Origin of the sequence: Rossellomorea sp. NPDC071047, assembly GCF_050270195.1 — a bacterium.
GTDB lineage: Bacteria > Bacillota > Bacilli > Bacillales > Bacillaceae_B > Rossellomorea.
On sequence record NZ_JBNNJT010000009.1, the window covers coordinates 18,085 to 38,907 of the forward strand.

Annotated in this window: 18 protein-coding genes, 1 pseudogene, 1 riboswitch and 1 other annotated feature; of the genes and pseudogenes, 9 read left to right on the top strand and 10 right to left on the bottom strand. The window is 41.7% G+C overall.

Annotated features, from left to right (window positions below):
* Positions 1 to 140 precede the first annotated feature (140 nt).
* From ACQKFO_RS21990 to ACQKFO_RS22005, 4 genes and pseudogenes are all read left to right on the top strand, one after another.
* Positions 141 to 2,120 carry an ABC transporter permease subunit gene (locus tag ACQKFO_RS21990; protein ID WP_427601075.1) on the top strand — a complete coding sequence of 660 codons (1,980 nt, stop codon included), beginning with the start codon at positions 141 to 143 and terminating at the stop codon, positions 2,118 to 2,120.
* A gap of 144 nt (positions 2,121 to 2,264) precedes the next feature.
* A pseudogene (locus ACQKFO_RS21995) lies at positions 2,265 to 2,609 on the top strand (helix-hairpin-helix domain-containing protein).
* A gap of 119 nt (positions 2,610 to 2,728) precedes the next feature.
* Positions 2,729 to 3,514 (top strand): divergent polysaccharide deacetylase family protein, encoded by a 786-nt coding sequence (locus tag ACQKFO_RS22000; RefSeq protein ID WP_427601076.1) that lies wholly within the window; start codon positions 2,729 to 2,731, stop codon positions 3,512 to 3,514.
* Positions 3,515 to 3,639: 125 nt separating this feature from the next.
* The gene (locus ACQKFO_RS22005) at positions 3,640 to 4,395 is read left to right on the top strand and encodes a (S)-benzoin forming benzil reductase (RefSeq protein WP_427601078.1); all 756 of its coding nucleotides are present in this window, start codon (positions 3,640 to 3,642) and stop codon (positions 4,393 to 4,395) included.
* A 91-nt stretch (positions 4,396 to 4,486) separates the two neighbouring features.
* Here ACQKFO_RS22005 and ACQKFO_RS22010 read toward each other — a convergent pair whose 3' ends face one another.
* A complete protein-coding gene (locus ACQKFO_RS22010) occupies positions 4,487 to 5,803 on the bottom strand; it encodes a Na+/H+ antiporter NhaC family protein (protein ID WP_427601079.1) in 1,317 nt (438 codons plus the stop codon).
* A gap of 86 nt (positions 5,804 to 5,889) precedes the next feature.
* A riboswitch (SAM riboswitch) is annotated at positions 5,890 to 5,994 on the bottom strand.
* Between the two features lie 220 nt (positions 5,995 to 6,214).
* Here ACQKFO_RS22010 and ACQKFO_RS22015 point away from each other — a divergent pair.
* The gene (locus ACQKFO_RS22015) at positions 6,215 to 7,387 is read left to right on the top strand and encodes an MFS transporter (RefSeq protein WP_427601081.1); all 1,173 of its coding nucleotides are present in this window, start codon (positions 6,215 to 6,217) and stop codon (positions 7,385 to 7,387) included.
* An 891-nt stretch (positions 7,388 to 8,278) separates the two neighbouring features.
* Positions 8,279 to 8,551, top strand: coding sequence for a DUF2187 family protein (locus ACQKFO_RS22020; protein ID WP_427601083.1), 273 nt, complete (start codon positions 8,279 to 8,281; stop codon positions 8,549 to 8,551).
* A 119-nt stretch (positions 8,552 to 8,670) separates the two neighbouring features.
* On the opposite strand, the gene ACQKFO_RS22025 is transcribed toward ACQKFO_RS22020, so the two are convergent.
* From ACQKFO_RS22025 to ACQKFO_RS22050, 6 genes are all read right to left on the bottom strand, one after another.
* Positions 8,671 to 8,928, bottom strand: coding sequence for a YpbS family protein (locus ACQKFO_RS22025; RefSeq protein WP_427601085.1), 258 nt, complete (start codon positions 8,926 to 8,928; stop codon positions 8,671 to 8,673).
* Between the two features lie 86 nt (positions 8,929 to 9,014).
* Positions 9,015 to 10,463 (bottom strand): cardiolipin synthase, encoded by a 1,449-nt coding sequence (gene cls / locus ACQKFO_RS22030; RefSeq protein WP_427601087.1) that lies wholly within the window; start codon positions 10,461 to 10,463, stop codon positions 9,015 to 9,017.
* A gap of 117 nt (positions 10,464 to 10,580) precedes the next feature.
* Positions 10,581 to 12,014, bottom strand: coding sequence for an alanine/glycine:cation symporter family protein (locus ACQKFO_RS22035; protein WP_148996514.1), 1,434 nt, complete (start codon positions 12,012 to 12,014; stop codon positions 10,581 to 10,583).
* Positions 12,015 to 12,559: 545 nt separating this feature from the next.
* Positions 12,560 to 13,762 carry a DUF819 domain-containing protein gene (locus ACQKFO_RS22040; protein WP_427601089.1) on the bottom strand — a complete coding sequence of 401 codons (1,203 nt, stop codon included), beginning with the start codon at positions 13,760 to 13,762 and terminating at the stop codon, positions 12,560 to 12,562.
* Positions 13,763 to 14,016: 254 nt separating this feature from the next.
* Positions 14,017 to 14,184 (bottom strand): hypothetical protein, encoded by a 168-nt coding sequence (locus ACQKFO_RS22045; RefSeq protein ID WP_427601091.1) that lies wholly within the window; start codon positions 14,182 to 14,184, stop codon positions 14,017 to 14,019.
* 219 nt (positions 14,185 to 14,403) lie between these two features.
* On the bottom strand, positions 14,404 to 14,817 hold the full coding sequence (locus ACQKFO_RS22050) for a CBS domain-containing protein (protein WP_113970217.1): 414 nt from the start codon (positions 14,815 to 14,817) through the stop codon (positions 14,404 to 14,406).
* A 376-nt stretch (positions 14,818 to 15,193) separates the two neighbouring features.
* Between ACQKFO_RS22050 and ACQKFO_RS22055 the strand changes: the two genes are divergently transcribed.
* The 3 genes from ACQKFO_RS22055 (at position 15,194) to ACQKFO_RS22065 (ending at position 16,774) form a co-directional block, all read left to right on the top strand.
* Positions 15,194 to 15,343: an Lmo0850 family protein gene (locus ACQKFO_RS22055; RefSeq protein ID WP_181778163.1), complete on the top strand. Its 150-nt coding sequence runs from the start codon at positions 15,194 to 15,196 to the stop codon at positions 15,341 to 15,343.
* A gap of 83 nt (positions 15,344 to 15,426) precedes the next feature.
* Positions 15,427 to 15,708 carry a hypothetical protein gene (locus ACQKFO_RS22060; protein ID WP_427601094.1) on the top strand — a complete coding sequence of 94 codons (282 nt, stop codon included), beginning with the start codon at positions 15,427 to 15,429 and terminating at the stop codon, positions 15,706 to 15,708.
* A 166-nt stretch (positions 15,709 to 15,874) separates the two neighbouring features.
* On the top strand, positions 15,875 to 16,774 hold the full coding sequence (locus tag ACQKFO_RS22065) for a diacylglycerol/lipid kinase family protein (protein WP_427601096.1): 900 nt from the start codon (positions 15,875 to 15,877) through the stop codon (positions 16,772 to 16,774).
* A 47-nt stretch (positions 16,775 to 16,821) separates the two neighbouring features.
* On the opposite strand, the gene ACQKFO_RS22070 is transcribed toward ACQKFO_RS22065, so the two are convergent.
* The 3 genes from ACQKFO_RS22070 to ACQKFO_RS22080 all read right to left on the bottom strand — a co-directional run bounded on the left by ACQKFO_RS22070 (position 16,822) and on the right by ACQKFO_RS22080 (position 20,766).
* Complete coding sequence (locus tag ACQKFO_RS22070) at positions 16,822 to 17,403, bottom strand: YqaA family protein (RefSeq protein WP_427601098.1); 582 nt, start codon at positions 17,401 to 17,403, stop codon at positions 16,822 to 16,824.
* Between the two features lie 197 nt (positions 17,404 to 17,600).
* Positions 17,601 to 19,283 (bottom strand): arginine--tRNA ligase, encoded by a 1,683-nt coding sequence (argS, locus tag ACQKFO_RS22075; RefSeq protein WP_427601159.1) that lies wholly within the window; start codon positions 19,281 to 19,283, stop codon positions 17,601 to 17,603.
* Between the two features lie 51 nt (positions 19,284 to 19,334).
* Positions 19,335 to 19,539, bottom strand: a binding site (T-box leader).
* Between the two features lie 51 nt (positions 19,540 to 19,590).
* The gene (locus ACQKFO_RS22080) at positions 19,591 to 20,766 is read right to left on the bottom strand and encodes an FtsW/RodA/SpoVE family cell cycle protein (protein WP_148996519.1); all 1,176 of its coding nucleotides are present in this window, start codon (positions 20,764 to 20,766) and stop codon (positions 19,591 to 19,593) included.
* Positions 20,767 to 20,823 lie beyond the last annotated feature (57 nt).

Below are 20,823 nucleotides of genomic sequence, written 5' to 3' on the forward strand. Positions count from 1 at the left end.
ATGAGAAGGGTGACTCTGAAATGTAGGAGTCACCTTTTTTCGTGGACATCTGCTGCGAGATTGTCCGAATTAAAATAAAATTGAAAATATTTAACATTTCCATTAAACTGAGGAAAAAGAGAAAAAAAGGGGATCAGGGTATGAGGCTTCTCACATTTCCGCTGAAATTTATGTTCTATTATATTCTCGGATTAATCGGTATTTTAGCCGTGAGTATTGCTCCTGAAGTATTTAAGGAGAAGGGTCTGTATAATTTTGTCGGGTTCTTGGAAGAGTTTTTTAAGTTTGTTTTTGTATTTATGGACGGGGAAAATTGGAGCTATTCCTATAAAGGGATAACCGTCGATTTTCTGGACATGCTTTGGGGACCTTATCTGTATTCTTTACAGATTATCGCTGGAGCATTGGGCTTAGGCCTGGGAATAGCCTTCATCCTTACCATTTTCACAGTGTTTTTGCCCCAATGGGTTACGTCTTCTCTAAAGAAAGTATTAAACCTCTTTGAGACGGTGCCTGACTTAATGTTTGCGTTTATGCTTCAGCTTCTCATTGTCTATGTAATTAAATATTTTGGCGTGGAACTGATGAATTTCACGGAGTATGGGGAAGAAAAGATCTTTCTTGCACCAATCATCACATTATCGATCATTCCCATGATCTCTTTCTTTCGAATTCTTCTTTTTATTACAGAAGAAGAAATGCTTAAACCACATATTGAATTTGCCCAAAGTAAAGGAATGTCGAAAGGCAGAATTCTCTTTGCTCACGTATTGAAAAATATTTCTCCCAGTCTGTTTTATCATGGAAAGCTGATCATATGGGGGATGCTTTCTAGCTTATTCATCATTGAAACGATTTTCAATATGAGAGGAATCACGTATTATATCGTCCAGGACTTCAGACCAATGGTCATAGCCATCTCACTGATTATGATATACACGCCTTTTTTTGTCGTGTATCAAGGTGTATATCTATGGATCAATCGGGAGGGAAGCGTCGATCATACCAAATATAAAAAGGATAAAATAAAGTGGAGAGAATGGAAGATATGGAGCTGGCTTTCTACTATTAGACGGCTTTGGTGGCAGCATATGCATAATGGGAAGTTTGCTATCGGGTTTAGTGTCATCTTTCTCTTGATTGCTCTCAGTTTCCTTTATCCAATACTGAAAGATGAGCCGATTAAACAAATTCAGTTTATGAAGAACGATGAGGGACGAATTATCAGTGCCCCTCCACATAAGCCATTCGGAGAGATGATCCTGGGCTCGGATTTCTTCGGGTATAGCATCCTCGACCAACTGATTGTCGGGGCAAAGTATACCCTCCTCTTTGCACTGGTTGTCGCGTCTCTAAGGGTGATAGGTGGATTCTATCTTGGAGTAGCCTATCATTTTCATCTGAAAGAAAATAGGAAGAATTGGCTTGATCGGATGGTGGATTCCATTCATTTCCTGCCTTTGAGTCTTATTGCGTATCTTCTATTAAGACCTGTTCTTTGGGGATTGCCCGTTTTAGGATGGGATCACTCCATCTTTGAAAGACTCGTTTTTGAAGCTGTCGTCTTGACGATTCTTGTGCTGCCGTTAACGACGGTGTTAATAGGGAATGAACTGAAGTTATTAGGAAAACAGGATTTTGTTCTGTCGGCGAAGCTCTTAGGGGGAAGTAATCGACATTTGCTGTGGACGCATCTATTCCCTCATTTGGCACCTAGATTATTTATTATATGGGGACAGCAGTTTATCCAAACGCTTCTCATTCTAGTGCATCTGGGATTATTTCATCTGTTCTTGGGGGGAACGATCATCACAGGAGGACTGGTACCCGATCCTCCGAAATCAGGAACATTTGAATGGTCAGGTCTGATCAGTTCCACCAAAGATTCCCTGATGACCGGAAAGTACTGGATTGTCATTGCTCCGTTAGCGGCATTTATGATTGCCATCATCGCCATGCAGTTGATTGTGCAAGGTGTGAAGGAAATCCAGCAAACAAAGGTAGGGGTACTGGTGAACAACACTCCAATTAAGAATAAACATAAGCTGGTCAAGAAGAAAACCTACCGTCCAGTGACGGAAGACTTTCATTTGGTTCGACAACAATCCTTTAAGGGTTAAAGGGGGAGATTGAGAGTGAGTAGAAAGAGTCCTAAATTGCCACTAACCGACGAGGAAAGATCGGCACTTCGTAAAGAGAAGATCAGACTGGGAGACATCTTCGAACTGTCTCCCGATGTGTTAAGTGAAAAACTAAACATCTCTATGACTAGAGCCCGGTACTTAGTCGGCATGTCCATTTTCCAACGAATTCCGTCGATCGGACCGAATATGGCGCATAATGTTGTTGAAGACCTTGGTTTTCATACCTACGAAGACATTAAGGATGAAAAAGGGGAAGATCTCATTATAGACCTAGAAAAGAAGTAAGGCGTCTGGATGGACCCATGCGTGGAAGACTCCCTCAGGTGCGTCGTTCACCACGCAAACAACCCGGCATCCACCAAAAACTGGTGGGACTTCACAACCCAAAGAAAAAACTACCGCCAAACCAACGGCTACCCCAGCGACCGCCCCACCAAAGGCTGGGATGAGGGACGGACCTCATAAACCAAAAGGCAGGAAGAGAGAATCAGCTTCCTGCCTTTATTTACACTCTCCCCAGGGACGGACCTCTTTCGTATATCCTCCTCAAAATGGACATGATAAAGAAAAAGGAGTGATGAGAGATGAGAATCGTGTTCATCTGGTTACTAATGACTTTCTCTTTTCATGCATCCGTTTCAGCCCGAAACATCCTGCCCCTTCCAGCCCATCATAATGAACTCGCGATCGTTATTGATGATTTAGGAAACGATATGAAGGGAACGGAAGAGATTCTGAACTTACCCGTCACCTTGACCATTGCCGTTATGCCATTTCTTCCGACAACAAGGGAAGATGCAGAAAAGGCACACGGCCGTGGGCATGAGGTCATCGTCCATCTACCCATGGAACCGATGTCCGGGAAAGCAAGTTGGCTAGGCCCGGGAGCGATTACCACTTCGCTTTCAAATGAGGAAATTCGGAATAGAGTAGAAAAGGCGATCGAAGAGGTCCCCTATGCAGTAGGCGTCAATCACCATATGGGCTCAAGGGCCACTGCCAATGAGAGGGTCATGAGGACCGTATTAGAGGTATGCAAGGAGAAGGGACTATTTTATTTGGATAGTAAAACAACGGGAAAGAGTGTCATTCCGAAGCTTGCAAGAGAATTGGACGTTCCCTATCTTGAGAACGAATTATTCTTTGATGATGTCTATTCCATCCAGCATATAGGAAAGCAAGCCAAGCTTCTTTCTAAAGAATTAGACAGTGGCACTTCCACCATTGCCATTGGTCATGTCGGGGTCACAGGAATCAAGATTGCCACCATGCTTGAAGAGTTTCTTCCTCTTTATGAGAAAAAAGCATCCATTGTACCACTGTCAGATTTAATACCTGAATATCATTTGATTGATGAGAGCATGCCTTGATGGCGTGCTCTTTCCCTTAATTTGGAAACCGCTACTTTGTAAATCTTCTGTTAAACCAATGCTTATTTTTTTGTTAAAAGAAGACTCTCCCTTATAATCAGAAGGTAAGAAGGAGATGAGTCGATATGGATTATGCAATTGTGACGGGAGCAACAAGAGGCTTGGGCGAGTCGATCGCCAAGCTATTTATCAAAAGAGGCATAGGTTTGATCAATGTTTCCAGATCGGATAATGAAAGACTGCAAAAACTTGCCGGGGAAAAGGATGTATCGTATGAATTCTTTCCATGCGATCTTGCACAATCAGGAGAAACAGAAGCGGTCTTCCGGGAAGTGGGAGCAAAAGTATTTGGTTATCAACCGGACAGAGTCTATGTTGTCCAAAATGCCGGTGTGGTGACACCAATCAATCCGTCTGGTGAAGTAGAAACTCAAGCCCTTGAAACGAGTGTGCATGTGAATTTACTATCTCCAATGATCTCCACCAATGAGATGCTAAAAGCAGCCAGGGGTTCCGAATCGAAGATGATCATGATCAATATCAGCTCAGGAGCAGGAAGTCGTCCTGTTCACGGATGGAGTACGTACTGCGCAACCAAAGCCGGCGTGAACATGCTGACGGAAACCGTAAGCCTGGAGCTTTCTAAAAAGCATAGCCGCCATCAAGTGATTGCCTTCAGCCCGGGTGTCATGGATACGGATATGCAGGGAGAAATCCGTTCCTCCTCTAAAGAAGCCTTTGCCGATGTAGAATCCTTTCAGCGCTACAAAGAGGAAGGGATGCTTCGTGAAACGGATACGGTCGCTAATGCACTGGTTAAACTCGTAACAGAAAGCGAAATCGAAAGTGGTAAGCTTTATCATGTAAATGATTTGTTATAAAAAGTGAGCAGATTACCGGAAACGGAATCTGCTTTTTCTTAGCTCAAAAAAAAGACAAACCCCAAAGGATTTGTCTCTCTACTATCATTTACTAAGATCGAACCGAGTTTGCTTCCGGTGCTGATTTACGTGTGAATTTCGGTAGTGCGAATCGAATGGCAATCAAACCGCAAACAGCAATCAAGATAGGGTAGAAGGCATATGGGATAATGCTGACCGGTGAAATGCCCGCGACTTCAGCCACTAACAGGGCCTGTGCTCCGTAAGGGATCAGCCCTTGAATCGAACAAGAGAAAATATCAAGGATACTGGCTGATTTACGGGCATCGACTCCATAGTTTTCACTAATCGATTTGGCAAGTGGACCGGCAATAATGATTGAAATCGTGTTGTTTGCTGTGCAAAGGTTAGTAGAACTCACTAATCCTGCAGTAGCAAGCTGTGCTCCCTGAGGAGACTTGATTTTGCGTGTAGCATGATATAGTAAAGCCTGAATACCGCCGTTATAACGGATGAGTTCGACAACTCCGCCAATCAGTACGGATAGAATCACGATCTCTGCCATCCCTGTCATTCCATCGGCCACACTGCCGAAATAACTGGCTGGAGTAAAGCTTCCATCTATGAATCCAATGATTCCAGCTAAAACAATTCCGCCTAACAAAACGACAAATACATTTAAACCTGCAAGAGCACCGATGATAACTCCAAGGTAAGGGAGAATTTTAATCCAATTAAAGCTTTCCACTCCGACAGTTGATTGATTCCCCATAGTAAGAACAAGGAGAATCACCATTGTCACGATTGCAGCAGGTAATACAATGAAGAAGTTCACTTTAAATTTATCTTTCATTTCCGTTTTCTGAGTACGAACAGCTGCAATGGTCGTATCTGAAATGAATGATAAGTTATCTCCGAACATCGCTCCTCCAATAACTGTCGCCATCGCAAGGGGCATGGAAATATCTGTACCTGAACTAATCCCGACACCGATTGGCGCAAGTGCTGCGATCGTTCCCATGGACGTACCCATTGATAATGATATGAAAGCAGCAATAATAAATAATCCAACGATGATCAAGTTACCAGGGAGCACGGATAGGGCGAAGTTTACGGTTGAATCAACGGCCCCCATCTTTTCAGCCACTCCGGAAAATGCTCCTGCTAACAGGAAGATAAAGACCATGATCATGATATCAGGGTGACCGGCTCCTTTAGCGAAACGCTCAATCTTAGCCGTTAATGTCTCTTTTCGGTTCATCACAAGACCTACCACAGATGCAATGATGATCGATACTAGTACAGGAAACGCATAAAAGTCTCCCGAAATGATGCCTGCTCCAAGGAACAGTGAAACAAATATGATCAAAGGCAGTAACGCCAATAAATTTCCTCTTTCTTGATTCATTCCTAACACTCCTTTGACGTCCAATTTACTAACATACAAAAAACCTCTTCCAAAATAAGAAGAGGTTTCAAAAGAACGAAACACTCCTCTTATCTTTCAAGCATTTCGCTTGCTGGATGTGGCACAGCACTCAATATGAGTCCGCTGCCGAGACATCGCAGGGCCAGTCCCTCCGTCTCTCTGGATAAGAAGAATATCGTATTTAGTTGATTTAAATATACTTCCATACTTTAAAGGGTTTACTGGAAAAAGTCAAACGGGAATTTTTTCTGTAGCATGGACATCAGTCTATTTCCTTCCTTACCAACAACAAAAGTATGATTTTATCCATAATAAGGTATAAACTCATAGACAATTGACCGTTCAAGGTCTACTATAAGGAAGACAAAAAACATCTTGGGGGATACGGTAGTGGAAAGAACTGTACGAAATCAAATTTTTACCTTACAAGGATTTTATTTATTGACGTTCTTCGGTGTTGGTAGTTTATATCCCTTACTCAGTGTGTATTTGAGCGAAAGTGTGGGCTTAAATGGTTATCAGATTGGAACGATCATGTCTGTAGGCCCCATTATGATGATTTTCTTCCAGCCTATATGGGGAATGGTGAGTGACACGACCAATCGTCCCACCTTGGTTCTTGGTTTAACCTCTTTAGTAGCAGGGATCTTTGCACTCGGTTACTTGTTCATGGACTTTTACTATGGCCTGCTTATCGTGGCCATTCTAGTTGCAATCTTCCAAAGTGCGATCATTCCTGTATCCGATAGTATAAGCTTGAAGTATACAAGTAAAGTCCGGTATAACTATGGAAATATCCGCCTGTTCGGCTCTTTGGGCTTTGGTATCGCAGTCTTTATGATGGGAAGACTTTCAGAAGGATTCATCGGGCCTACCATCATTTTTTACTCTTTCTTTATTTGTTTAGTCCTATCCGGATTCCTTTCGTTCCGTTTTCCGAAAGAGAGGGCGGCAGCCAAGCTTGATTTAAAGGCAGGGATGAAGGAATTATTCACGATGAAAAAGTTCCTTATCTTTTTAGCGGTCACATTCTTAGTGTTCGGCCCGAATCTGGCAAACAATGTGTATTTTGGATTATTTGTTGAAGACTCAGGTGGAACGTATGCAGGGATTGGTCTTGCGTTCCTGATTGCAGTGTTATCGGAGGTCCCCTTTATGAGGATCGCCGGTGGATGGATTGATAAATTCGGTTTGTTAACCGTCGCTGCCTTGGCAGGTGCTGCTTCCATGCTCCGCTGGCTCTTTTACTTTACTGAACCTAGTCTATGGCTTGTCTATTCATCGGCTGTCATGCAAGGTCTTGCCATTGGCCTGTTTATTCCAGCCGGATTACGGTACATTAAAGAAATCACGCCTTCCCACATTACAGCAACGGCCGTTACGGTGTATTCAGCAATCGGAAACGGACTGGGGAACTGGTTCAGTACCTTTGTTGGCGGTTTTATCTATGAAACGTACTCCATTTACACGGTATACTTATTCTTCGCTGTACTATCCCTTTTAGGCATTTTCCTTTGCTTCGTCCTCATGAAAGAAGAAAAGAAAAATGCACTCGCTTATTAATACATCAAAACGCCTGAAGAGAACAGACTCTTCAGGCGTTTTTTTATTGGTCTCTTTTCGTATAGTTTGTTGCTATTGTAGAGGAGAAAGTAATAGTTGATTTCCGCTCCAGGATGCTCGCTTTCCGCGGGGCTGGCGGTGAGCCTCCTCGGCTGCGCCTCCGGGGTCTCACCTGTCCAGCTATTCCCGCAGGAGTCGAGCCTCCTTCCGCTCCAATCAACTTTCTAAGCATGAATCCTAAATCGAAAACCATTTAAACAAGCTTTTTAGCAAACAATCTTATTAAATGTAAGTAAACTTTGAATTTCCTTTTAAGGAAGAAGAATTATTTTTTTCTATTTATTTTGTTTTCTTGCACACCTTGAAGCTCTGTCATGAAAAAACTGTTAAAGATGGTGAGGGGAACTGCGCAGACTCCTGCGGAAGTACGGTCGTGCCGAGACCCCGGAAGCGAAGCTGAGGAGGCTCGGCCGAACGTCCGCGGAAAGCGGAGCAGTTCCCCTCACCATCCAGCATAAACCTGCTTGACAGAGCCCTGGCAGATTTTATGCTAGAAAACAACAATCTTTGTGAAAAGAGCCATTTATTAAGCTCCGTGCCGAGACCCCGTTCGGCTATCCAGCACACACGAATTGACAGAGTCTTGTAAAAAAATGTAAAAAGGAATAATTTTCCTATATTAGTAGCCAATAGATATAATGAGGGAGAAAGAATAAGCAAACAAAAAGTTTTCTTAAAAGGTTTTGATATACAAAAATTGTGGTAGAAGAAGGATAAGTATTCATTGAAAATTATATAAATACCAGTTAGAATAATATTATTAGAAAATTCTTTCAATTTTATAACCTAGATTAGAAACATATTACATTTTATTAAAAAGGGGATATTAAAATGGAAAATACATTCGTGTACTCAAAAGATAATGCTAACCTTGGAGATACCGTTCAATTCAAAAGAAAGAAACATGTAATCAATGGCGTGGTTACTACCCTAAGAGAAAATACGGTCATTGTTAAAATGGACAGGGATGTTGCGAAGAAGCTGGATTTACCCGACGATCAAACCGTTGTGTCACATAAAAACTATGTCGTCATAGAACGGGCAGAAATTGGTACACAACCTGTATTTGTATATGATGGGTGGAATAGCGCATTAAAAGCATAAATTCCAACATACAAAGAAAAAGACCTTGAAAACGCCTGCCATGAAGATGGATTAGACGTCTCAAGGTCTTTTATGTGTAGTCTGACACTCGAAAAAGAAGTGTTTCAACTACCATCTGATTATTTTAATTTAGCTGCATATTCCTTCACCATTTCAATTGTGACAAGCTTTCTCTGTGGAACGACACCTTGACGGGCAAGGATATTGATTTCATTTGTCACATGATTAATGGCATCCGTTGTAAACGGCTGATCATTCAAACAAAGCTGAACGGCTTCATCGATGGCTCTTTCTCTACGCTCATCCAATTTCATAAATTGTTGTACAAGTTGATTTTGATTACTTGAATGCTTCGTAATGTCTTTATGTACACTCATGATTTCATCCCTCTCTACCAATTACGCATTATATCTTCTATTATGCCTTCTTCAAGGCACTCATGGCAACGTCTTAGATATCTCTTCTATAAGATAGGGGACAGGAGCCTTGAAATTGATTCTTTCACTTTGATCTTCACAGGTCTTTTATTATACTCTTCCATGGTTAATTCTCTACTCTTCTCAATATCTTTCCTGAACACAGCACTCAGATTTTCAGAGATGGTTTGATCATACAAAAAGGCATTTACCTCAAAGTTGAGGCGAAAGCTTCTTACATCAATATTTGCCGTTCCAACTGAAGAAATGGTTTCATCCACTACAATGGTTTTGGCATGAATAAAGCCGTTATCATAAATATAAATTTTCACTCCTGCCTTCAGTAACTCACCAATGTATGAATAGGTCGCCCAATACACAAATAAATGGTCCGGTTTGTTCGGAATCATAATCCGGACATCGACTCCTGTAAGAGCAGCAATTCTCAACGAATCCAGCAGACTGACATCAGGTATGAAATAAGGAGTTTGAATATAGATGGATCGTTTGGCAGATGAAATCATTTTAATATAACCGTTTTTAATTTGCTCCCATTCTGAGTCTGGCCCACATGTCACAATCTGTACTCCGGCATGACCAGTAAAGGAAGGCTGTGGGAAATATCGTAAATCGTAAGCGATCTTCTTCGAGCGGCTGGCTTGATTCCAATCCAGAATAAACCGGGTTTGCATGGCAAGTGTTGAGCTCCCTACGATCCGCAGGTGGGTATCACGCCAATAACCGAACTTAGGATTCAAGCCCAGGTATTCATCTCCAATATTAAATCCGCCGACATAACCAACTTTCCCGTCAATAATCACAAGCTTTCGGTGGTTACGATAGTTTAGGCGGAGGTTGATGAAGGGAACTTTCGAAGGGAAAAACACGGCCACTTCCCCGCCGGCTGCAAGAAGTTCCTTAAAGAAGCTTCTTCTTGTCCGCCGGGAGCCCATTTCATCATACAGAACCCTGACTTTTACGCCTTGCTTTGCTTTCTCAGTGAGCTTTTTTAAGATACGCTTGCCTAATTGATCCTTCTTAAAGATATAGTACTGGATATGAATATGATCCTGTGCTGCTTCCAAATCTTCCAATAAGGACTCGAATTTGTCCTCCCCATGGGTGAACATTTGTACTTCGTTATCCTGGGTCAAAAGAGCTTCATTATTCATGAGGTGCATATAAATAAGGTCCTGATAGCGGGAGGACGTTTCATTTTTAAAAGGGAATCGATGTTCTTTCAGGGAGTGGATCTGCTTTTGAATCAAATCTTCAATGCCGATTTTCTTCATATCTTCCCAGTCGAATAAGCGCTTTCTGCTTAAGTTCTGACCGAAGATTAAATAAAGAATAAAGCCAAGAAGGGGAATGAAAAACAGAACCATAAGCCATGCCCAGGTCGCACCGGCATCTTTTCGCTCCAGGAAAATGATGACGCCAGCGAGAACTAAGTTAAGAACATATAAAACCCCTAAAAGAGTAGATAGGATACTCATAGTATGTAAGGCTCCTTTAACTAGCTTTCTATAAGTAGTATACCTGAGAATGGAATAGAAAAAAATGACAAAGAAAAACAGAGCAGACTGTCAGCCTGCTCTGTTCGGTAGGATTCTTTATTCATTCACAGCTTTTTTACTCATCTCGCGTCCACGTGTTGGCCAGCTTTCGACACCCTTTAAACCTGGAATATCATCTGCATAGAAGATCGGGTCCAATCCTTGTCGACGCTGACTCATATAGTTGTCCAAGGCTTTAAAAGCAATTGGTGCTAAAATACCGATGGCAACTAAGTTGGTAAGAGCCATTAATGCCATTGAGAAGTCTGCTAAGCTCCAAACAATATCAAGACTTGCAACAGAACCAAAAATCACCATTCCTAAAGCAATGAAACGATAAATCAGAAGTCCAGTCTTGCTATTGTTAATGAATGGAAGATTCGCTTCTCCATAATAATAGCTTCCAATGATGGAGCTAAAGGCAAAAGTGAAAATGGCAATCGCTAAGAAAATACCTGCCCATGAGTTAAAGTGCTCAGACATGGCTGCTTGAGATAGCTCGATACCTGTCAGTCCGGAACCGTACGCATCTGAAGTTAAGATGATAAACGCGGTTGCAGAACAAACGAGCAGCGTATCAAAGAAGACACCAAGTGCCTGAATGAAACCTTGTTTGACCGGATGAGAAACAGATGCTGTAGCGGCAGCATTCGGCGCACTACCCATACCCGCTTCATTGGAGAATAGTCCACGTTTTACACCATTCATAATCGCGGCACCAATTCCGCCACCAACCACTTGCTCGAATCCAAAGGCACTTTTGAAAATAAGTGCGATGACTCCCGGCATTTCCGTAATATTCGTAATGACTACAAATAAAGCTAAAACAATATAAAAGACTGCCATGATCGGAACAATGATGGAAGAAAAAGTGGCTATGCGTTTAACGCCGCCGAAGATGATGAGTGCAGTCAAACCTGCTAACACAATTCCGATAACAAACGTATTTATTCCGAATGAATTACTGAAAGCTGTTGCGATGGTGTTACTTTGAACCGCATTGAAGGTTGTCCCAAAGGAAAGGATGATGGTGACAGCAAAGATCGAACTCATCCATGGCTTGCCCAGTTGTTTCTTCATATAGTAGCCGGGGCCGCCTTTGAATCCAACCTTATCTTTTTCTTTGTAAATTTGAGCCAGAGTACTTTCTACAAAGGCACTGGCTCCTCCCAGAATGGCGACAAGCCACATCCAGAAGACCGCTCCAGGTCCCCCAATTGCTAAGGCAATGGCTACTCCTGCTAAATTACCTGTACCAATTCGAGTACCTGCTCCAATAAAGAATGCTTGCAGGGATGATATTTGCTTTTCCCCTTCCGCTTCGACCACATCTTTATCTCCTAATAATCGAAGCATTTCACCAAAGTGGCGAATTTGAACGAATTTAGATCCGATTGTGAAGTATAATCCTAAAATGAGGAGTACGCCTATTAAAATATACCCCCATAATATTGAATTTGCTTCCGTGACTAAATTGTTTAAAATATCCATGATAACCCCCTCAGAAATTTGTGTCGGTTACGTTTAATATTATCTGAAAATTTCAAATAAAAGTCAAGTTATTATCTGAATATTAAAATATTACCAATCGGGTATTTAGGAGGGCGAACTATTTTGTCATAGTAATAAAGGTTTCTTTTGTAGTAATGAGTCCAAAGTAGTGATTGAATATATTATCTTAAAATAATATATTTCTCTCCGTTGGAATAATTATTTTTTTATTTAGGGACAATGACGAACCAGGGCTTAAGCTTCATAAAAAACGACGATTCTTAATACCGCTAATGATTTCCGTGCAAGACTACGCTTTCCGCGGGTAGCCCGTGAGCCTCCTCGGCAAGCCTGCGGGGTCTCACATAAGCTACTCTTCCCGCAGGAGTCTTCGTCTTGCACTCCAATCAACCGCTGGAGAGAGCTAAAATCTAAATGTATATTAAACAAATTAAAAACCGGAACTAATTTTGCTCCAAGAAAGCAAATTAGTTCCGGTTTTACTTAGACAAATACTCTTTTGTTCCAGCCTCGCTTTACATAATTTATAATGTCCTGCTTACCCATTCGGCAATCCAGGCGCATGCAACGGCGGCATAAGTTCCCACCACGTTACCTAGTATCCCCATTAATAAACCTACAGGGGCAAGTGAAGGCTGGAATACTGAGGCTACAACAGGAGCCGAGCTTGTTCCGCCGATATTTCCTTGAGATCCTACAGCTACGAAGAATAAAGGGGCTCTTAGTAGACGTGCCACTAAGAAAATGATGATCACATGAATGGCTAACCATACGATCCCCATTGCAACGTATTGAGGGGAATCCCATACATAAGCAAGATCGGCTTTTGCTCCGATCGTTGCAAGCAGGAGATAAATTCCTGCGTATCCGATTTTACTTGCACCGTAGTTCTCAAGGGTGCGAATCTTAGTAAAGGAGAAGATGATCCCGACTGCAGAAATGATCATAATCGTCCACGTTCCAGCAGAGAGTACATTTGTGACCGGTAACGTTTCTGAGAACTTTCGTACAACGTAAGCTACACCGAAACCTAAACCAATGATGGCAGCAAGGTATGGAACCTCGATGGGCTTGGCATTTTTACGTTGAAGTTCGCCCATATCCTCATTCACCTTACGGATGATCGAGTTATCCGCTTTGTTCCATTTATCGAATTTATGCTGGAATCCTGCCAGGGCAATCATGATTCCCATCCAGCTATAACCGACAACGGTATCGACGACAATAATAGGAGAAAGGATTTCTTTCGGTGTACCAGTAGCTTCAATCATGGCTGCCATATTGGCGCTCCCGCCTATCCAGCTTCCGGCAAGTGCCGCTACCCCAGTCCATGCGTCCTCAGGAAGAAACGGCTGGAATATGGCTAAAGCGATGGGACCTCCGATCACGACACCAAGAGTCCCGGCAAGGAACATCGTAATCGCTTTTGGACCAAGCTTTAATGTTGCGGGAACGTTCGCTGAAAGAAGCAGCAATAATAATCCCACTGGTAATATGTAAGCCGATGTAAAGTCATATAAAGATGACTGATCCGGGATGATTCCAAACGTTGTAGATAACATCGGAAGGAAATAAGTCCAGATTAATGGTGGAGCATAGTGAAAGAACTTCTGTAAGAAAGGATTCTTCGACTCCCCAAGAATGAACACAAGACCTACTAAGGCAGCTAAATAAGAAAAGATTGCCATAGGTTCTTGAATTAAGATAGTGTCAAAACGCCACCACATAGTAAAACCTCCTTAAAAATAGATAACAAGGTTTACTATAACATTGAAAACGGTTACTATTTAGATTTTTTATAAGTGCTAATCTTTGATCAATACTGAATATTAAGAAGGGACATACAAAAATCAGTGAGGATTTACAGAGCAGTATTCCCCACAAAAAAAGCCATAGGAGTCCATGGCAACATGATGATTCTTCATATTAAGTAGAGAATGCCTTGATGAGGATCTTTTAAGATAGAAGGATGAAATAAGGATTAATAATAATTCCAGAATCCTAAAGCGAATAATAAAATACCCGTAATCATTGAAATACCAAATAACATAAATAAGAAATCAAGAATGCTGTCGGCGAAGACTTTTCTACGGTTTTCACTTTTAAAATGACGTACTTCCTTGCGATACGATCGTGCAGCACGACTCATAAAAAACCTCCTCCTCCATAAACATCATTTGTATTAACACATATTCGTCACAATTCAAGAAAATCCTTCCTTAAAGTGAAAAATATGCCGACTGACCTATTAACAAGTCGAATGGAGGGACGGACCTTCATTAAATCTACAACACAAAATAAGAGGCTATGCTCAGATAGCCTCTTATTTGGATGAAGAAAGCTTAGAAGTGAGTACCTGTAGCCTTAGTTAGCGGAGGTGATTTTGTGAAATTCCGCTAAGGGCGCTTCCGGCACTTTGATCCGATTGCTGTTGTACTGCCAAATCTCCCAGAGCCAGCATCCCGACAAGCTGTCCGTTTTCCACGACAGGCAAACGGCGGACCTGGTGTTGAGACATCAAAGCTGATGCTTCTTCGACCGAGGCATCCGGAGAGATTGTCACGACCTGCTGTGACATAACTTGAGAGACATTTCCCTGTGCACCTTGAGTCAGTCCACGAGTAGCAATATCACGGTCTGTTACCATACCGACAACTTGTCCGTTTTCAACAACGGGAACGGAACCAACATTTTTGGAACTCATTTTAGATGCGACGCTCTGAAGTGAGTCCTGATTTGAAGCGGCTTCCACATTTGTCGACATAATATCACGTACTTGCATGTAAATTCCCCCTTAATCAAATTGGCAGTACACCATTATTATTCGACAAATCCACTCAACTATTCTCAATGTGTTCAGCCATTATTTTCAAAATGGGAGGGACGGACCTTCATGGAGTCCTTCTTGAATATCATTTAGTGTCCCGTAAGATCCTCCTTTGGCATATCCCACACCGATAGGAGTTTAGGATTCAGCGAGAACGTTTTATTTTCATGATTAATGTGTAATCAGGGACAAAATATTCTAAGAAAAAGTGTGGAAATAGGATTATAGTTTCATTTTTAGGGAAAAGGAAAACCATTAACCATAAAGTGAAACTTTTCTTTAGAATAAACGTACAAATAGGTAACGACATTTTATAAAAGAGGTGAATAACGTGGTAAAGGAGAACGATCGCTTAAAAAAAGTGATTACGAAATTGTCGAACGTTGGTGTTAATATTTCAAAAACGAAATCAAGACGTGAAATTCTTCATTCACTGAAGCAGTATCAGCCATTACCTAAGACGTTAACCCAAGACTATTAAACATACTCCCCAAGAAACGTTGGACAGACATATTCTCCCTTTTTTCACGATATACTAAGTAGTAGTGAAATGGAGGGGTAGGTATGGAAAGAATGATGTTTGATTTACAGGCATTAAAGGAAATCAGAAAGAAGGCAGATGAAATTTCATACTACTGTATGAGCCGGGATCAACCAGATCCTCATCGTGTAAGCATGGCGTTAGATCAGGTATGTCGTGCACTAGCTATGTTTGCAGAAACGGAAATTCATCGAATGGAGAATCACCATATTCCTTATGACCCCGAAAGTTATATTAAAGGGCGTCTTGGAATTGCCTATCGATCTGTTCTCCAAGTCCCTCAAGAGGATTCCAATACAGCATAGTAAAAGAGGTTGACCCAAGAATTCAAGGGCTTCTAAATGAAGAATATTATAGAAATAAATCAGAAACTCTGAAAGAATTAGGACTGGTCCTTTAAGGATGACATCACTCATCGTTTTGGGTCAGCCTCTTTTTATTTACTACTCTAAAAGTTAGGTGACGATATTCATGACGATGTTTTCGGATATATTGTTGGTCTGTAATGGGAAGGCAGGTCAAGGAACGTTAGAAGTTCTGTTAAAGGATGCTGTGCCCCCTTTACTAGATATCTGTACGAACTTAATTATTCATAAAACGAAAGAGAAAGGCGATGCCGAAAGAATTTGTAAGGAAACCGGTAATCAATATGAACTGGTGGTCATTATGGGTGGCGACGGAACGATCCATGAGGCCATTAACGGATTGGCAGTCTTAGAAAAAAGGCCATTGGTAGGCATCCTCCCTGGAGGGACGTGTAATGATTTTGCACGCTCGTTACATATTCCCATGAATATTGGACAAGCTGTCCGACTTATTACCGAGCGTCCTTTTGAAAAGGATATCGATATCGTCAAAGCAGACGAGCGGTATTTCAGCAATTTCTGGGGAACGGGGCTGGTCGCAGAGACGAGCGATAATATCGATGTAGGATCAAAGAGTGTCCTCGGAAAACTGAGTTATTATATTAGTGCGTTTCAATCCATTCAGGAATCACCCATCTTAAATGTAAAGATAACAACTGAAAGTGAAGTGATTGAAGAGGAAGTGGTGATGCTATTGGCTGCTAACGGACGATCGATAGGCTCTAACCCACTGCCGACATGCATTGATATGGAAGATGGGTTGATGGATATTTACGTCGTCAAGAAAAGCGGATTTCCGTTATTAAAGGAATTTCTCGTTATCAAAAGTACGGGCAATATCAGCGAACAATATGATGATATTATGCACATTCAAGCAAGGGAAGCCCATATCGAACTTGGACAGAATGAAAAGCTTGATATGGATGGGGAATTATATGAAGGAAACAGGCAATCTCTCCAAGTGTTAAATAAGCATCTGCGATTTGTGGTTGAAATGTCAGAATAAAAAGAGAGCAAGGGGGGGATTCCTCCCCTTGCTCTCTTTTCCTATGATTATACCGTTTTATTTCGCTTCTTTATTACCAAGTATACAAGGTAAACGGCAATCAAGACGCCACCAGCACCAAGTGTAAGAAGTGTAAAATTCTCTTCAATGAAAGGTTTTGCTTTAGCTCCAAGTGCTAAGATGATTGCACCTTCAAGGAAGAAACGAATTCCTCTTCCGATAATCGACCAGATCACAAGGACTCTGATCTTAACACCTGAAACCCCTGCGAAAATCGTGAAGATCTTATAAGGTACAGGTGTAAGTCCTGCGATTAAAAGAGCCATTGCTCCATATTTGTTAAAGTATTCCTCAACTTTTTGAATCCTTTTTTCAGAGAAGAAATACACAAGGATCGGTCGTCCAAGTTTCTTACCAATCCACCAGCCAAAAAGGGCTCCGATAACGGAAGCGATAGTCGTATAAAGTGCATACAACAATGCGCTATCCGGATTGGCAATCGCTAATGGGATCAGTAGTACATCAGGTGGTATAGGGAAAAATGATGAGTCAGCGAATGAAACCAGAATTAGTCCCCATATACCATAATCCAGTAACCATGCTTCGAAAGCGTGAAGTAGTTCAGACATAAATTCAGTAATCTCCTTTATTGATCAAGCGTTATTTTCGATTTTAAACGGAACATAAGAAAGTATATCACTTTTCATAAAAGGAGTCATGAATTAACCCACGGGAGTTTACTACCTAAAACATTTAACAACGTTTAAAAAAGCTTTAAACGAAATAATCTATTTCTCGGGAAATAGTGACAGAAATCTTATTGATTCTACATTTCTGAAGGAGACTTCATTCCTAGTAATCGTAATCCTTCCGCGAGGACAGTCGAAACAGCATGAACCAAGGCTAAACGGGATGCCTGCTGGGAATCTTCTGAAATGATTTTAGTTTTTCCGTAGTAACGGTTAAAGCTTTGGGCGGTATCGACTAAATATTTGGCAATGGTCGAAGGCGCATAGTTCTTCCACGCTTTCTCGACCATCTCCGGAAATAAGCGTAACTGTTTAATCACTTCCCAGCTTTCAGCATCGTCAAGCCCCTCAAACGTCAACAGAAGTGTTTCACCCGCTTTTCTCAGAATGGATTGAGCCCTGGCGTGCGTGTATTGAATGTACGGACCTGTTTCACCTTCGAAGGTCAGCATATGTTCCAGGGAGAATTCAATATCGTTCACACGATCATTTTTTAAATCATGAAAGATAATGGAGCCAACTCCAACAGCTTTCGCCACCTCTGAAGCATTCATTAAGTGGGGATTCTTCTGCTTGATATTTTCTTCAGCCATATGAATCGCTTCTTTGAGAACCTCTTCAAGTAAAATGACTCTGCCCTTTCTGGTGGACATCTTCTTTCCATCTTTCAAGTAAAGTCCAAAGGGGATATGCTTCATATCGTCCGCCCAGTTAAAGCCGAGTTTCTTTAGAACTTCCATCACTTGTTTGAAGTGAATGGTCTGTTCCTGTCCAACAACATACAAAGCTTCATCAAAGTGATGCTGACGATGGCGATACAGTGCTGCAGCCAGATCTCTTGTAGCATAAAGGGTAGCTCCATCGGACTTCTTGATGAGGCAGGGCGGGAGATTCCCTTCTAAACGAACGACTCTCGCACCTTCAGAGGTTTCGAGAAGGTCATGATCCTGAAGCATGGTCACAACTTCACCCATTTTGTCATTAAAAAACGCTTCTCCGTTATAGGAATCAAATTCCACACCGAGCAAAGAGTAAATCGTTTTAAAGGCATGGAGTGATTCATCTTTAAACCATCTCCAAAGCTCCGTTACTTCCGGATCTCCGTCTTCTAATAGCTTAAACGCTTTTCTTCCCTCTTCCTCAAGTGAGGGGTCCTTTTCTGCTTCCTCATGAAATTTTTTATATAAGATAAACAATTCAGCGATCGGGTTATCCTTCACTTTTTGTTGATCTCCCCATTTGTTGAATGCGACGATCAATTTCCCGAATTGTGTACCCCAATCACCGATATAATTGATTTTTTCTGTTGTATAGCCGCATTTTTCCGCAATGGTGGCGATGGAATTTCCGATGACTGTCGAGCGTAAATGTCCCATGGAAAATGGTTTCGCAATATTAGGGGAGGACATATCCAATACGATGGTTTTTTGTTTTCCAAATTCATGACTACCGTAATCCGCTCCATTCTCTAATATAGCTGAAACAATTTCTTTCCCTGCATTCACTCCATCAAATCGGATATTAACATAGGGACCGACTGCTTCCACCTTACTGAAAAAGGGAGAGGAGAGGGCATCTGCAACCTCTCCGGCAATGACGTTTGGTGCTTTCTTCCATGATTTCGCCAGCTGGAAGCAAGGAAAGGCCAGGTCTCCCAAATGAGAATGTTTTGGCGTTTCAATCAATTCGTAAAGGTCATTCTTGTCCCAATCAGACAACACCTGTGTGAGCGCACCGGCTACTATTAATTTCAAATCCATCATCTACACCTCCTGATAAAATCGAACACAAAAAAACCCGTCTCTATCCAAAATAGAGACGAGTTTAGCTCGCGGTACCACTCTTATTCCCTTGAAGGGCGCTCATTGTATAACGGGGATCCCGGTTTTTCCCTACTAACTCTTCAAGAAAAACTTCTCAGAAGTGCGGTTCATCCCAGGCTTCACACCAGGCTTCCACCATCCCCGGTTCGCTTTCGATCCACGTCAGAATTACTCTCTTCATCATCGAATGTTCTTATATAATTACTATTATTTTACACATTATGGAGCTGAATGCAACCTGTAATTAAGAATCTTCTGATGAAAACATATACGTTTTATGGTGGAATCTCATACTGAATACAAGTCCCAAGGCCAGCATATTACCCATAAGAGAACTTCCCCCATAGCTGATAAAAGGAAGGGGAATCCCGGTGATCGGAAGTAATTGAATCGTCATTCCGATGTTCTGGAACACATGGAAGGTGATCATACTGATAATTCCTGCGCATACATAGGCGTTGAATGGTTCTTTTGTGTCCAGTGCCGTTTTCGTCAGATGGTAAATTAACAAGAAGTACAAGCTGATCACGACGCTTGCGCCAATAAATCCGTATTCCTCACCAATCACACTGAAAATAAAATCCGTATGATTTTCCGGGATATATACTTCTCCATCACTGTAGCCTTTCCCGAAGATCTGACCAGAGCCAATGGCATTAAGGGAGTTAATTAAGTGAAAACCTTCTAATTTTGCATAGTTATAAGGATCTAACCAAGCATAAATACGTCCAAATTGATAAGGCTTTACATTTAAATATTTTTCAAGCAGCTCAGGAGCCCAAATCACAAGAGAAAGGATGATTCCCCCAAGCACTCCGATAGAAGCATATATGGGAACGATCAGCTTCCATGTAATACCTGAAACTAAGATGATTCCGGTCATGATGGCTAAAATGACAAGGGATGTCCCTAAATCCGGCTGCTGCATAATAAAAGCAAGGGGAAGGAGAGTCGTCGCCCCGATTTTCACTAACAGCTGAAAATCTGTCTGTAATGTTTTACTTGGATTTAGCTCATGATGATTTGTAATGATTCGTGCAAGAGCAAGAATTAAGAACGTCTTCATAAATTCTGAAGGCTGTATCGAACCAAGCGGCCCCAGCATGAACCAGCTTTTGGCTCCGTTTCTGTATGGGGCGATGCTTTCCGGTGAGATGAGTAATACAAGCAGCAGGAAAATCCCTGCACCGTATATGTACCAGGCAAGCCGCTTATACTGATCGGAATCAAGGAATAAGGCTCCACCAATAATAATTCCACCTACGACATACCAAAAAGCCTGTCTTATCACAAAGTTTGTCCCATATTGACCTGAGGTCTGGGCGCTGCTTATTCCCATAGCACTAACGATAAAAAACAACATTAATAAAAAGAGAAGACCCCAATCGATCTTGTCAGCAAATCGCTGGCGAGTTTCCATAATCAATTCACCTGAATTTCTAAAGATTTCACATTCCTAGTCTAATAGAAATGAAGG